Below are 14,111 nucleotides of genomic sequence, written 5' to 3'. Positions count from 1 at the left end.
AGATTGGTATTATTTTTGTAGTTTTGCACCCTAATTAAAAGAAAAAATTACTATGGCAAACATTGAAAAGATAAAATGCCTCATTATAGGCTCAGGTCCTGCGGGCTATACTGCAGCTATCTATGCCTCTCGCGCTAACCTAAACCCTGTGCTTTACCAAGGAGAACAACCTGGCGGACAGCTCACTACTACCAACGAGGTAGAAAACTTCCCCGGCTATCCTGAAGGCGTGATGGGCACCGAGATGATGATGCAATTAGAGCAACAAGCTAAACGTTTTGGCACTGATATTCGCAATGGCTGGGTAACTAAAGTAGACTTCTCTACTCACCCTCACAAAGTATGGGTAGACGACCAAGAACTCCACGCCGATGCCGTGATTATCGCTACGGGAGCTTCTGCTAAATACTTAGGTTTACCCTCCGAACAACACTACCTCCAAACAGGAGGCGGCGTATCGGCTTGTGCTGTGTGCGATGGTTTCTTCTACCGCAATCAACACGTGGCTATTGTAGGAGCAGGCGACTCGGCTTGTGAAGAAGCCCTTTATTTGGCAAACCTTTGTTCAAAAGTAACTATGCTCGTACGTCGTGATGAGTTCCGCGCTTCGCAAATTATGAAAGAACGCGTACTCAATTCACCTAAAATAGAAGTGCTTTTCAATACCGAAACTGAAGAAATTCTCGGTGACGGACAAGTCGTTACAGGTATGAAAGTCCGCAACAACAAAACGGGAGAAATAAGCGAAATAGCCATTACAGGTTTCTTTGTAGCTATCGGTCACAAACCTAATACCGATGTTTTTAAACCTTATATTGATACTGATGAAGTAGGCTATATCAAAAACGTAGCAGGCACTTCGCTCACCAATGTAGCAGGTGTATTTGTTGCAGGTGATGCCGCCGATACTCGCTACCGCCAAGCCATTACTGCTGCCGGTTCAGGCTGTATGGCAGCGTTGGACGCAGAGAAATACCTTCTTACTCTTGAATAGGTAAAAGGTAAGAGATAAAAGATAAGAAAGCGCGATGTTTATCATTTGAAACACCGCGCTTTTTCATTTGCTAATTTATTTGCTTGTGCTGCTGACACCTAATTTGCTAATTTATGGTGGATAATCCTGTCCATATAATCCTGCATAAAGGCTTTCAGATCTTTGATACCTTTTTGAATTTCGGCATTATCTTCTTTGCCTAAAAGATTGTTTTTAAGAGCTGTATCTTCTCCTTTATACACACCATTCACCTTGCCATATTCATCTATAATATAGATATAATTACCTTGTTTCATTTGGTATACGTGAGCATCCGAGATGAAAGCACGAGGAGTTTCGTCTGGTAGTTTTGTAAACACACTATGCCCCCAAGAGCGAAAAGGTTTCTTATAGCCCATCAAATCCACTAATGAAGGGTAAATATCTATTTGTTGAGTAACTTCAGAATATACCCCTGTAGGAACTAAATCAGGATTAGGACTATAGAACATAATGGCTGCTCCTTTGCCACCTATAGGCTCTTTGTAATGCTCGTAATAAGGCATTGCAGGGTGATCGTTCACAAAAGCAAAAATTGTATTTTTAAACCAAGGCTCTTTTTTAGCGCATTCAAAAAAGCGTTTTAAGGAGTAATCGGTGTAACCAATACACTGATGAATTTCCACATTCCCTTTAGGAAATTTACCTTCGTATTTTTCAGGTACTTTGAAAGGATGGTGAGATGATACCGTGAAGATAGTGCCTAAAAAAGGTTGCTTCTTTTGGTTGTATACACTGCACATATATTGGAAAAAAGGCTCGTCCCAAATACCCCACATACCATCAAAATCGGCATCGTTGTTATATTCGTTTTTCCCATAATAATGGTCAAAACCTAAAATATTGGAAAAGCCTAAAAATCCCATAGAACCATTAGGTGCTGAGTGGAAAAATGAAGTATCATACCCCATTTCTTTGGCTATAGACACCAAAGATTGTACTTTTTGTTGTGAATAAGGCGACGACATATAGGCTACTTGTATGGTAGGAATTCCCGCCAATACCGATGACATTCCGTGAATAGATTGGCGACCTGTAGAATAAGCATCATCTAACACATAAGAATATTGTGCCAAAGAATCTAAGAAAGGTGTATAGCTTTGAAAATTAGGAATATTCGTTCTCTTATTCATTGCACCCCAATATTCTTTGCTAAAACTCTCTAAGATGAACACCACCACATTAGGTTGGTTAGGCACATCTCTATTATACTGCTTGATAGGTTTCAAATTTTTGTTTATATAAGCCTCATCTATAAAATGATACTCTCTAAAACCTTTATTCTTACCCAAAGTGCGAATAAGCGTGAAAGGCGTATTGAGAATCGCATCGGCTTGCCCTGAAATATTAGTATGGCGACTTGCATCTACTATATTGATAGGACGAGAAGAGTGATCCCAAGTACCCCCACGAATAGCATACACTATCCCCACTGCTGCCAAAGCTAAAGCCAATACAGAGGTGATAAAATAAGGCTTAGGCGCCAGCTGCACTTCGGTTACTTTCACTCGTTTGTAAAGGAATATCCAAAGCCAAATGAGTAAAATAAAGAGTAAAAACATATACCAGTAACCTACTAAAAAGCTGCCAAATAAACTCATTTTGTTCTGCTCGTTTTCAATCACAGCAAACGAAGCACTCGTAAGGCGTGATTTACTAAAAGGATAATACAATATATCAACGAAATTCGTAGCATAAGCTAGTCCGTTAGTAATAAAATAAATGTAGAACAGTACTTTTTGGTAAATGGGCTTTGTATTGATACGCAAAGGAATCAAACTCAAGAAGATAAAAAGTAAGTTCACATAGAAAATACCGGAATTATCAAATTGTAGTCCATAGTAAAAGAGCTTTAGAATCACTCCGAAACTCATATCATCGCCCATTGCACTCATATTAAAAGCAATGAACAAGCCACGAGCTATGGCGTAAAAGAGATATACCAATAAAATTCGGTATAAAAACACTGAATATTCTCTAATTCTCATAATATTAATTATTTTTAAGTAAATTGCAATATTAAAATAATGATTGTAAGCACTGCCGAAGCAATAAGTACCCCTCTGGCACGTTCGTTTTCATAACGATTGATAAAAAAGAAGAAAACAGCAAGGTCTAACAAGGCTCCCAACATAATGAGTTTTCCTAAATAGCCTCTGTAATAAGCATCTTGAAGGGTAAGAGCAATACTATTTTTAGAAAAAATAAGGATATAAGCTAATATCCCAATTGCATTAGCCAATATCCCTATTGTAAAACCTATAAGTTGATTTTTTCGGTTGTAGTTCATATCTATAAATCCCATTGTTTTAGCGGTTCAATATTTTGGTGAGCAGTAAGGTCAAACTGAATAGGCACAACCGATATATAGCCATTTTCAAGCGCCCATTGGTCGGTGTCAGTACCTTTATCTTCATTCACAAAAGTACCTGTCATCCAATAGTATACTCTTCCCTGCGGATTTATACGTTTGTCAAAACTTTCTATCCATCGAGAGCGTGCTTGTCGGCATATTTTCACCCCTTTAATTTCTTCCTTCTTGATATTTGGGATGTTTACGTTCAGCACTGTTCCTTTAGGCAACCCATTGGCAAGCACCTTCTCAGCAATATTTTTGATATAAGAGCGCGCTTGAGAGAAATCAGCATTCCAACTGGGGTCTAACAACGAAAAACCAATAGCAGGAATTCCCTCAGTACCCGCCTCAATAGCTGCACTCATCGTTCCTGAATATATCACGTTGATAGAAGCATTGGAACCGTGATTGATACCACTCACACACAAATCGGGCAGACGACCGTTCAGCACTTCGTGTTTGGCTATTTTCACACAATCAGCAGGAGTACCACTACAAGCGTATTCTTTAGTTCCTTCTTGACTTGTGGGTACAGGATCGCAATACATAGTAGTATCAAGGGTAACAGCGTGACCTTTACCACTTTGAGGCGAATCTGGGGCTACTACCACCACATCGCCTAATTCTTTCATTATATCAATTAAATAACGGATACCAGGAGCGGTAATACCATCATCGTTTGTTACTAATATCAAAGGTTTTTGCATATTCAAAAAAACGTAAAAAATATTAAGCGCACAAAAGTACAAAATAATTAACAATTTACAATCAACAATTTACAACTATTCAAAAAAAGATGTAATTTTGCTATTTCAACAAACCTCCTAACCAAAGATAAAAAGTAATTACCAACATTTAAAAATCTTTATTTTTTGTATCTATCAAAATCGTTACTGGACCATCGTTACAGAGATTTACCTGCATCATTGCTCCGAATTGCCCCGTAGGCACTTGCTTGCCAAGTAATGTTTCCACTTGTCTTACAAATGCCTCATAGATAGGGATTGCCACCTCAGGTCGTGCTGCCCTGATATAGCTGGGGCGATTACCTTTTTTAGTAGCTGCATGCAAAGTGAATTGCGACACAACAAGCACCTCGCCATCTACATCCTTCACCGAGAGGTTCATCACACCATTTTCATCTTCAAAAACGCGTAAATTCACTATCTTCGCTGATAGCCACGCAATATCCTCATCAGTATCACTATCTTCTATCCCTACCAATACTAATAAGCCTTTATTGATAGAGGCTACCCTTTGCTTCTCTATATCCACTGAAGCGTGGGTTACTTTTTGAATAACTACTCTCATAAAAATCTTTCTTTAAGTCCTAACATTAAAGCCTTTTTCTTAATATGAATCAAGAGTTGAATAATAATCCGTGATTAACAGAATGTTATCGCTTTTGCATCGCATCTCCCCCTTTGGAGGGGGCTGGGGGAGGTTTGAAATCAACAAGTTAATTTAACCCTTGATTGGCATTCTTAAAATCAGCAATCACTTGTGATGGTATTTGAGATTCATACTTAACATTCAAATTTAGTTTTATGATTTCGTTTTCAAAAATATCACCCCCATCCTCCTTATAAGCATAAATCCACAAGCAGAAACCTTTATACTTTAAAGTAAACTCATCATACTGTTTATCAAAATAAATATGCTCTTCTTTAAAAAGATTTTTAAGAATATTTAAAGAAGTTTCCATAGTAAAAAGTCCTTCTTTTGCCATAAATATTTAATCAAATAGAGGAAAGTTAAGATTTTAACAACATACCTGAAAAACATTACTATAACCATTTATTAAAATAAATCATTTATAGTAATGTCATAATTGTTTCTTATTGGAATAAAAAATCTTTGTAAGTTATTATTATTCAGAAGATGCTTGATGCGATTATCCTTTACATAAGTTTTCCCGATAAAACGAACTTCTTTTAGGTTAGGTAAATTAGAGAGAAAATCAATAGAAGATATTTCACCAGCATTCTCTATAATGATGGTCTCTAAATTTGACAAATTACCTAACATTTCCCAATTAGTAATCTTACTACAATTACTGATTGCAACTGATTTCAAAGTCGGTGCTTTCTTTATCCAACTAATATCTGTCATTTTTGAATTATACCCCATCCCAAGATGTTCTATATTACACATATTCTCAATAGCATTAAATTCAGAGAGTTTAAATTTCATCAAGCCTAATCTTTTTAATTTGCTAAACACTACAAAATCTTCTGAGGATTTCCCTACATAATTATCTATGAATAAATATTCCAGCTGTTGAGCTTTGAAAATAGAAGTACAAGTTTTTTTATCATAATTCAAATAAACACACCATAACTTAGGGAGGAAATCAAAAGGAATAGGCGTCCCTGATTTTCCCTGAATTTTTAAATAGATTATATGAGACAACTTTTTTAGCACATCAAGTGTAGGGTAATATACATCAGGAAATGAAAGTCCCTCTAAAAAAGGTAGATTACTTAAATCTTCTAACTTATTTATTTCTTCATTTGTAGACATTCTTATGACCAAACTATTAATATGATTAGACATTAGAAAGTCCTTATCTATTTTTTCTGTACCTATATCTAAAGTAAGACCTCTAAAAAGTTTACCAAAAACATCTTTTCTATGTATATATGTCATAAATAATTATTCTTATAACCTAAATAGCCCACAAGAAATATACCACCAGATTTTTTTTCTACTCCATACCTACTCAAAAGTACAAAACACTATAAAGGCTTTTGCAAAAAAGTATCACTTAAACATTAAATAATAAAAAAAGAGCAATTCTTTATCTGAATTGCTCTTTATAAGAAGGCGGCGACATACTCTCCCACGTGACCGTAGTACCATCTGCGCTAAAAGGTTTAACTGCTCTGTTCGGAATGGTAAGAGGTGAGACCTTTGACTATAACCACCTTAAATCTTTTAGTTGTCAGGGGTTAGGGATTAGGTTTCAGGGGAATCCCTGATGCCTATAACCTACGACCTGTAACCTTATTTTTTTAACATATAGGGATAAAAAACATATTTTTCAATTAACAATTGATAATTAATAATTAACAATTGTTGTGACTAACATTTTTGTTAAAAAGAATGCTGCGCGAAAAGTCTACGGGTGATTAGTATTACTCGGCTATGATGTTACCACCGTTACACCTGTAACCTATCAACGTGGTCATCTCCCACGACCCTTAAAAGAAATCTCATCTTGTGGCGGGTTTCGTACTTATATGCTTTCAGCACTTATCCCATCCGCACTTAGCTACTCTGCTATGCCCTTGGCAAGACAACAGATACACCAGAGGTGCGTCCAACTCGGTCCTCTCGTACTAGAGTCAGATCCACGCAAATTTCTAACGCCCACAGTAGATAGAGACCGAACTGTCTCACGACGTTCTGAACCCAGCTCGCGTGCCACTTTAATGGGCGAACAGCCCAACCCTTGGGACCTTCTCCAGCCCCAGGATGTGACGAGCCGACATCGAGGTGCCAAACCCCCCCGTCGATGTGAGCTCTTGGGGGAGATCAGCCTGTTATCCCCGGCGTACCTTTTATCCTTTGAGCGATGGCCCTTCCATACGGAACCACCGGATCACTATGCTCTACTTTCGTACCTGATCGACTTGTTGGTCTCTCAGTCAAGCTCCCTTATGCCATTGCACTCTACGCACGGTTACCAAGCGTGCTGAGGGAACCTTTAGAAGCCTCCGTTACTCTTTTGGAGGCGACCACCCCAGTCAAACTACCCTCCACGAATTGTCCCCTGCTCCTAGCAGGGTTAGACCTCAGATAAGCAAAGGGTGGTATTTCAACAATGACTCCACAACTACCGGAATAGCCGCTTCTTAGTCTCCCACCTATCCTACGCATCACTTATCCAAGACCAATACGAAGATATAGTAAAGGTGCACAGGGTCTTTTCGTCCCACTGCGGGTAATCGGCATCTTCACCGATACTACAATTTCACCGAGCTCATGGCCGAGACAGTGTCCAAATCGTTACACCATTCGTGCAGGTCGGAACTTACCCGACAAGGAATTTCGCTACCTTAGGACCGTTATAGTTACGGCCGCCGTTTACTGGGGCTTCAATTCAAACCTTCGCTTACGCTAAGCTCTCCTCTTAACCTTCCAGCACCGGGCAGGTGTCAGACCCTATACTTCATCTTTCGATTTTGCAGAGTCCTGTGTTTTTGATAAACAGTCGCTTGGACCTTTTCACTGCGGCCTATCGCTAGATAGGCGACCTTTCTCCCGAAGTTACAGGTCTATTTTGCCTAGTTCCTTAGCCATGAATCTCTCGAGCGCCTTAGAATTCTCATCCCAATCACCTGTGTCGGTTTACGGTACGGGCATTAATCTTCGCTTTTCTTGGAAACGTTGTTGCCACACTCACATCAGCCGAAGCCTCAGTGTACTTTTGAAGTCATAACAACTCCTTAAACGTACTATTCCGTCAGTACGCGGTAGCTATCTCATTCCGTCACTTTTATTAGATTAATGGTACGGGAATATTAACCCGTTGTACATCCACTACCCCTACTCGGGTTCGCGTTAGTCCCCGACTAACCCTCAGCTGATTAGCATAGCTGAGGAAACCTTGATCTTTCGGCGGGCAGGTTTCTCGCCTGCCTTATCGTTACTTATGCCTACATTTTCTTTTCTATTAGGCTCCACTATGGCTCACGCCTTTAGCTTCAACGCCAATAGAATGCTCCCCTACCGGTATATTACTTAAGTAATAACCCCATAGCTTCGGTAATATGCTTATGCCCGTTTATTATCCATGCCCAACCGCTCGACTAGTGAGCTGTTACGCACTCTTTAAATGTATGGCTGCTTCCAAGCCAACATCCTAGCTGTCAGTGCAGTCAGACCGCGTTTGGTCAACTTAGCATATATTTGGGGACCTTAGCTGATGGTCCGGGTTCTTTCCCTCTCGGATATGGACCTTAGCACCCATACCCTCACTGCTGATGAGCATTTAATAGCATTCGGAGTTTGTCAGGAATTGGTAGGCGATGAAACCCCCGCATCCAATCAGTAGCTCTACCTCTATTAAACTCACATCAACGCTGCACCTAAATGCATTTCGGGGAGTACGAGCTATTTCCCAGTTTGATTGGCCTTTCACCCCTACCCTCAGGTCATCCGAAGTCTTTTCAACGACAACCAGTTCGGTCCTCCACGCTGTGTTACCAGCGCTTCAACCTGCCCAAGGGTAGATCACCAGGTTTCGCGTCTACTACTACCAACTATTTGCGCCCTATTCAGACTCTCTTTCGATGCGGATTCGTATCTGAAATACTTATCCTCGCTGGTAACAGTAACTCGTAGGCTCATTATGCAAAAGGCACGCTGTCACAGCCGTAGCTGCTCCAACCGCTTGTAGGCGTATGGTTTCAGGGTCTATTTCACTCCGTTATTCACGGTTCTTTTCACCTTTCCCTCACGGTACTAGTTCACTATCGGTCTCTCAGGAGTATTTAGCCTTACCGGATGGTCCCGGTGGATTCAGTCAAGGTTCCACGTGCCCCGACCTACTCAGGATACCCATAAGATTTATAAAACTGTACCTATACGAGACTTTCACTCTCTATGGTGTGTCTTTCCAAACACTTCTAATCCAGCTTTACAACCTATATCTGGGTCCTACAACCCCCATATTGCCGTAACAATATGGGTTTGGGCTGTTCCCATTTCGCTCGCCACTACTTTGGGAATCACTTTTGTTTTCTTCTCCTCCGCCTACTTAGATGTTTCAGTTCAGCGGGTTTGCCCATCTTTACGATGTAGTACATCTTCAATGTACTGGGTTGCCCCATTCGGATATTTGCGTATCAACTCGTATGTGCCAATCCACGCAACTTTTCGCAGCTTATCACGTCCTTCTTCGCCTCTGAGAGCCTAGGCATCCCCCATACGCCCTTACATAACTTTTCGCGCTTGTAGTTCCTATTGATTTATCAATAAATACCTCGTTCTCTTTGATTCTTTTTAATATTTTTCGTTAGATAATCAATAATCTATTATTGATCTCTTATGCTCTTTATCCCAATATGTCAATGTACTGTTCTTGTGGAGAATAAGGGATTCGAACCCTTGACCCCCTGCGTGCAAGGCAGGTGCTCTAGCCAGCTGAGCTAATTCCCCGTGCTTAATGACGAGTTACGAATTACGAATTACGATTTACGCTATTCGTCTCTCTTCAGCTTCTAGAATTTCCTTCTTTAGCTTCTTGTAGTCCCAGGCAGACTCGAACTGCCGACCTCTACATTATCAGTGTAGCGCTCTAACCAGCTGAGCTATGAGACTATTTTATAATGACGAGAGACGAATTACGAATTACGAGTGACGAATTACGAATTACGACCCTATATTAATCGTTCTCTATCATTATCAGTCGGTTTTTGTTGTCAGCAAGATTTAAAGAATGGGTGTCCTATATCGTTAGGAACTCTTAATAACTTTTTGTTCGTCATTCGTCGTTCGTAACTCGTCATTAACTTTCGGTTTTCTCTAGAAAGGAGGTGTTCCAGCCGCACCTTCCGGTACGGCTACCTTGTTACGACTTAGCCCCAGTCACTAGTTTTACCCTAAACAGCTCCTTGCGGTGACCGTCTTCAGGTACCCCCAGCTTCCATGGCTTGACGGGCGGTGTGTACAAGGCCCGGGAACGTATTCACCGGATCATGGCTGATATCCGATTACTAGCGATTCCAGCTTCACGGAGTCGAGTTGCAGACTCCGATCCGAACTGTGACCGTCTTTATAGATTCGCTCCTGCTCGCGCAGTGGCTGCTCTCTGTAACGGCCATTGTAGCACGTGTGTAGCCCAAGATGTAAGGGCCGTGATGATTTGACGTCATCCCCACCTTCCTCACGGTTTGCACCGGCAGTCCCACTAGAGGGCTCGACTTGACTCGTTAGCAACTAATGGCAGGGGTTGCGCTCGTTATAGGACTTAACCTGACACCTCACGGCACGAGCTGACGACAACCATGCAGCACCTTGAAAACTGTCCGAAGAAGGAGGTATCTCTACCTCTGTCAGTTCCCATTTAAACCTTGGTAAGGTTCCTCGCGTATCATCGAATTAAACCACATGCTCCACCGCTTGTGCGGGCCCCCGTCAATTCCTTTGAGTTTCACACTTGCGTGCGTACTCCCCAGGTGGGATACTTATCACTTTCGCTTAGCCACTCAGATTGCTCCAAACAGCTAGTATCCATCGTTTACAGCGTGGACTACCAGGGTATCTAATCCTGTTCGCTCCCCACGCTTTCGTCCATCAGCGTCAATAAATTGTTAGTAATATGCCTTCGCTATCGGTGTTCTGTGTAATATCTAAGCATTTCACCGCTACACTACACATTCCAACTACTTCACAATCATTCAAGACTGACAGTTTCAAAGGCAGTTGCTTAGTTGAGCTAAGCGCTTTCACCTCTGACTTATCAGCCCGCCTACGGACCCTTTAAACCCAATGATTCCGGATAACGCTCGCATCCTCCGTATTACCGCGGCTGCTGGCACGGAGTTAGCCGATGCTTATTCGTAAGGTACCGTCATCAAAGTACACGTACTCCTTATTCTTCCCTTACAAAAGCAGTTTACAATCCATAGGACCTTCATCCTGCACGCGGCATGGCTGGATCAGTCTTCCGACCATTGTCCAATATTCCTCACTGCTGCCTCCCGTAGGAGTCTGGTCCGTATCTCAGTACCAGTGTGGGGGACATCCCTCTCAGAACCCCTATCTATCGTCGCCTTGGGGAGCCGTTACCTCTCCAACTAGCTAATAGAACGCATACTCATCTTTCACCACCGTAGCTTTAATATAAAAACGATGCCGCTCCTATATACCATTAGGTATTAATCCAAATTTCTTCGGGCTATCCCTATGTGAAAGGCAGATTGTATACGCGTTACGCACCCGTGCGCCGGTTTTGGTTACCCGAAGGTAACCTCTCCCTCGACTTGCATGTGTTAGGCCTGCCGCTAGCGTTCATCCTGAGCCAGGATCAAACTCTTCATCGTTAAAATCTTTAATATCTTTAACCGATTCTTAAGTTATTGACTTCAGGTTTCACTCGATTCTTTAAATCTTTGTTTTGTGCTGTACAACATTATGTCAATGTACGTGTTGTTTTTCGCTTTCTGAGAGCGGCTGTCCGTCTCATTTGCGGGTGCAAAGGTACGGCGTTTTTTTTATCCTGCAAATTTTTTCGCAACTTTTTTTGAAAGTTTTTTGTAGTTAGTTGAAAATGAGGGAAATATTTTTTGATGAAAAACTCGGAGAGACTGGGAGAAACTCGGGGGGGTGCGAGCCGTACGGGCAGGGATGGGAGCGGTGGGAGTTGTGGGAGCGGTGGGAACGGTGGGAGCGGTGGGAGTGGTGAGAGCGGTGGGAGTGGTGAGAGCGGTGGGAGTGGTGAGAGCGGTGGGAGTGGTGAGAGCGGTGGGAGTGGTGAGAGCTGTGGGAGTGGTGAGAGCTGTGGGAGTGGTGAGAGCTGTGGGAGTAGTGAGAGCTGTGGGAGTAGTGAGAGCTGTGGGAGTAGTGAGAGCTGTGGGAGTAGTGAGAGCGGTGGGAGTGGTGAGAGCTGTGGGAGTAGTGAGAGCTGTGGGAGTAGTGAGAGCTGTGGGAGTAGTGAGAGCGGTGGGAACGGTGGGAGTTGTGGGAGGGACTAGGAGAAACTCGGAGGGATGGGATAACCCCGACTCACTTACTCGGCAATTGCCGACAACCCCGAAGGGGGACAAGCTGGAAAATGGAGACTGAGGGTGGGAGGGTTGAGAATAAAAAATAATTTTTATTAGTAGGAATTTTAAAAATAGCTTCTTAGATGTAAGATATTTATAAGGAGTACTAACTATCTCGTACCACAGCTAAATTCTCTCAATGCTGATTTAGGTATACTCTTCCCTGTGCTATCGTAATATTTTACTCCTTGTTCATCCTCTACCTCAACTGCTAAATTAATTAAATGAGCGCTTTTTACCTTTCCATAATTCAGTTTTTGAAAGAATTGGTTATAAATATTTACCTCTTCTTTATTTTTAGTAATGATAAAAGTCTCATTCCTAATAATAGTGTCATAGGTTCCCAAAAGAGCTTTATTCTTAAAAATGTCTATAATTTCATATTTCTTACCCTTAGGGAATATTTCAAAATAATCATCAAAATCACGAGTGCTATAACGATAATTTTTGAGATTATATATTTCTGATGTGATTTTTCTAAAAGTGTACTTAGCTTCATCTATCAAAACTATTTTATCTCCCATAGGAATAAAAACTTTCTCCAAATCTCCATTCTCATTAATAAACAGATATATTTGTTTACTATCTTTTAGTTTTAGCATCAAAATAGCATATTGCTTTGTATCAAAAGTAAGCCAACGAGGTGTATCTTTAGGAGTATCAATAATATACTGACCAAAACCATAAGTGGGTATCTTATTAGCTATGTGTGCCTGCACTGCGGTATGATTATTTACCATTTCACAAATAATATGTCCTTCTTCTCTCTCTTCAGAGGATATTACTGTATCACACCAATACGTTTTTCCTACAAAATCCTGAAATGAAGTTTTACTTATATCTTTAGTAAATATTATTTCAGTATTGTCTTCTAAAATCTCTTCTTCAGAATACTCTTCATCATCTTTCCTCCAATAAGGAGATAAAAAATTAAAAAAATTATCTTTTATGGGGTATTTAACATCAAAATCTAAATCTAAAGCCTTATAGTTTCCATTTCTTAATTTCTGGAAGAATGTATAATTACCACTATCATCATAAGCGACAGCATCTACTTCACGTGCATTGAAAGTTGCTTGTGCGCAAAGAGTTGTAGAAAAAAGAGATAATAAGATAAATAGTATTTGCATATCACTAAAAATTAGGAATAAATATAAAAAATTGCCAAAGATACGAGCCTTTTGAGGTATTCGTAGCTTTGGCAAAGTGTAGATTGTTCTTTTATTCATCGTCATCACCATCCCAGTATTCCAAAAACTCTTTAATGAGTTTGGCAGGATTGGCTTTCTTAGTCCAAAGAATTGGTGTTTCTTCAAAATCTTGTTGGTGGATAATAATAGGTATATTGCGACCGAATATTTTTTCTATTTCTCCTTCATCTAATAATTGTTTAGCAAGAGCGATCGCTTCTTTTATAAATTCTTTGCAAAATCTATCTCCTTTTTTAAGGAGTTTGTCATACAAATCTTCATCTTCTTCTATAGCTCGATCGTTTTCTTCATCTGTATAGAAGTGAGGAGTTTTAGCAAACCACTGTTTCAACAGTTTGTCTTTTTTACCTCCTATGGTTTCCATTTCAGTTTGTAACCAATAATCAAAATTCCACTTAGCGTCTTCTTTAGAAGCGGCATTGTAACTTTCTTCTTTTACGTTTGAAAGGGTATTATAGCTCAGCGTGATTTTAGGAAATCGCAAATCGTCATCATCACAAGTGTAGCAAAAAGATAGTGCGTATACATCTTTTTTATCCTCCTCATTTACAATCTCTTGAATTGCATTTTTCAACTTCTCGTAACTCTTCTCTGTAAATTTTTTTCGTTCCTTTTCCACTATTAATATTGCTTTTTAGTGTTATTTGTTTGTTATACTTTTTTTAAAATGATTGCAAAAGTAGTTATTTTATTTTACATAGCGCAATTTTTTCAACTATTTTTTTTTCATTTTACAT

10 protein-coding genes, 2 tRNA genes and 3 rRNA genes are annotated in these 14,111 nt (G+C 40.3%); 1 reads left to right on the top strand and 14 read right to left on the bottom strand.

Features of this window, described 5'->3' with window-relative positions; translation table 11 throughout:
- Positions 1-52 precede the first annotated feature (52 nt).
- On the top strand, positions 53-994 hold the full coding sequence (trxB, locus tag CGC57_RS12005) for a thioredoxin-disulfide reductase (protein ID WP_040361870.1): 942 nt from the start codon (positions 53-55) through the stop codon (positions 992-994).
- Positions 995-1,092: 98 nt separating this feature from the next.
- On the opposite strand, the gene CGC57_RS12000 is transcribed toward trxB, so the two are convergent.
- From CGC57_RS12000 to CGC57_RS11935, 14 genes are all read right to left on the bottom strand, one after another.
- On the bottom strand, positions 1,093-3,021 hold the full coding sequence (locus CGC57_RS12000) for an LTA synthase family protein (RefSeq protein WP_095899310.1): 1,929 nt from the start codon (positions 3,019-3,021) through the stop codon (positions 1,093-1,095).
- A 14-nt stretch (positions 3,022-3,035) separates the two neighbouring features.
- Entirely contained in the window at positions 3,036-3,338 is a 303-nt protein-coding gene (locus CGC57_RS11995; RefSeq protein WP_095899309.1) for a hypothetical protein, read from the bottom strand.
- Entirely contained in the window at positions 3,326-4,096 is a 771-nt protein-coding gene (gene surE / locus CGC57_RS11990; protein ID WP_095899308.1) for a 5'/3'-nucleotidase SurE, read from the bottom strand. The genes CGC57_RS11995 and surE overlap by 13 nt, the downstream gene beginning before the upstream one ends.
- Positions 4,097-4,244: 148 nt before the next feature.
- Positions 4,245-4,700 carry a D-aminoacyl-tRNA deacylase gene (gene dtd, locus CGC57_RS11985; protein WP_002681828.1) on the bottom strand — a complete coding sequence of 152 codons (456 nt, stop codon included), beginning with the start codon at positions 4,698-4,700 and terminating at the stop codon, positions 4,245-4,247.
- Positions 4,701-4,848: 148 nt separating this feature from the next.
- Positions 4,849-5,118 carry a hypothetical protein gene (locus CGC57_RS11980; RefSeq protein WP_002681832.1) on the bottom strand — a complete coding sequence of 90 codons (270 nt, stop codon included), beginning with the start codon at positions 5,116-5,118 and terminating at the stop codon, positions 4,849-4,851.
- 71 nt (positions 5,119-5,189) lie between these two features.
- Positions 5,190-6,038: a leucine-rich repeat domain-containing protein gene (locus tag CGC57_RS11975; protein ID WP_040361873.1), complete on the bottom strand. Its 849-nt coding sequence runs from the start codon at positions 6,036-6,038 to the stop codon at positions 5,190-5,192.
- Between the two features lie 172 nt (positions 6,039-6,210).
- Positions 6,211-6,320: ribosomal RNA gene (gene rrf / locus CGC57_RS11970) — 5S ribosomal RNA — on the bottom strand.
- Between the two features lie 180 nt (positions 6,321-6,500).
- Positions 6,501-9,344 (bottom strand): 23S ribosomal RNA (locus CGC57_RS11965).
- 136 nt (positions 9,345-9,480) lie between these two features.
- A tRNA-Ala gene (locus CGC57_RS11960) sits at positions 9,481-9,554 on the bottom strand.
- A gap of 88 nt (positions 9,555-9,642) precedes the next feature.
- Positions 9,643-9,716 (bottom strand) — tRNA-Ile (locus CGC57_RS11955).
- Between the two features lie 208 nt (positions 9,717-9,924).
- Positions 9,925-11,440, bottom strand: a 16S ribosomal RNA gene (locus CGC57_RS11950).
- Together the 16S, 23S and 5S rRNA genes with 2 tRNA genes alongside form the textbook arrangement of a ribosomal RNA operon.
- A gap of 171 nt (positions 11,441-11,611) precedes the next feature.
- Positions 11,612-12,163, bottom strand: a complete 552-nt coding sequence (locus CGC57_RS12900; protein ID WP_157909317.1) for a hypothetical protein — start codon at positions 12,161-12,163, stop codon at positions 11,612-11,614.
- A 110-nt stretch (positions 12,164-12,273) separates the two neighbouring features.
- Positions 12,274-13,293, bottom strand: coding sequence for a hypothetical protein (locus CGC57_RS11940; RefSeq protein ID WP_002681481.1), 1,020 nt, complete (start codon positions 13,291-13,293; stop codon positions 12,274-12,276).
- Positions 13,294-13,384: 91 nt separating this feature from the next.
- Positions 13,385-13,993 carry a hypothetical protein gene (locus CGC57_RS11935; protein ID WP_095899306.1) on the bottom strand — a complete coding sequence of 203 codons (609 nt, stop codon included), beginning with the start codon at positions 13,991-13,993 and terminating at the stop codon, positions 13,385-13,387.
- Positions 13,994-14,111: the final 118 nt, after the last annotated feature.

Origin of the sequence: Capnocytophaga sputigena, assembly GCF_002302495.1 — a bacterium.
Lineage (GTDB): Bacteria > Bacteroidota > Bacteroidia > Flavobacteriales > Flavobacteriaceae > Capnocytophaga > Capnocytophaga sputigena.
The sequence above is the reverse complement of the archived record's forward strand: the minus strand, read 5'-3'. Positions and strand labels throughout refer to the sequence as shown.

Coding starts and splice junctions, on each gene's coding strand:
- surE (WP_095899308.1), bottom strand. CDS start 4,096: ATGCAAAAACCTTTGATATTAGTAACAAACGATGATGGTATTACCGCT.
- CGC57_RS11980 (WP_002681832.1), bottom strand. CDS start 5,118: ATGGCAAAAGAAGGACTTTTTACTATGGAAACTTCTTTAAATATTCTT.
- dtd (WP_002681828.1), bottom strand. CDS start 4,700: ATGAGAGTAGTTATTCAAAAAGTAACCCACGCTTCAGTGGATATAGAG.
- CGC57_RS12000 (WP_095899310.1), bottom strand. CDS start 3,021: ATGAGAATTAGAGAATATTCAGTGTTTTTATACCGAATTTTATTGGTA.
- CGC57_RS11995 (WP_095899309.1), bottom strand. CDS start 3,338: ATGGGATTTATAGATATGAACTACAACCGAAAAAATCAACTTATAGGT.
- trxB (WP_040361870.1), top strand. CDS start 53: ATGGCAAACATTGAAAAGATAAAATGCCTCATTATAGGCTCAGGTCCT.
- CGC57_RS11940 (WP_002681481.1), bottom strand. CDS start 13,293: ATGCAAATACTATTTATCTTATTATCTCTTTTTTCTACAACTCTTTGC.
- CGC57_RS11975 (WP_040361873.1), bottom strand. CDS start 6,038: ATGACATATATACATAGAAAAGATGTTTTTGGTAAACTTTTTAGAGGT.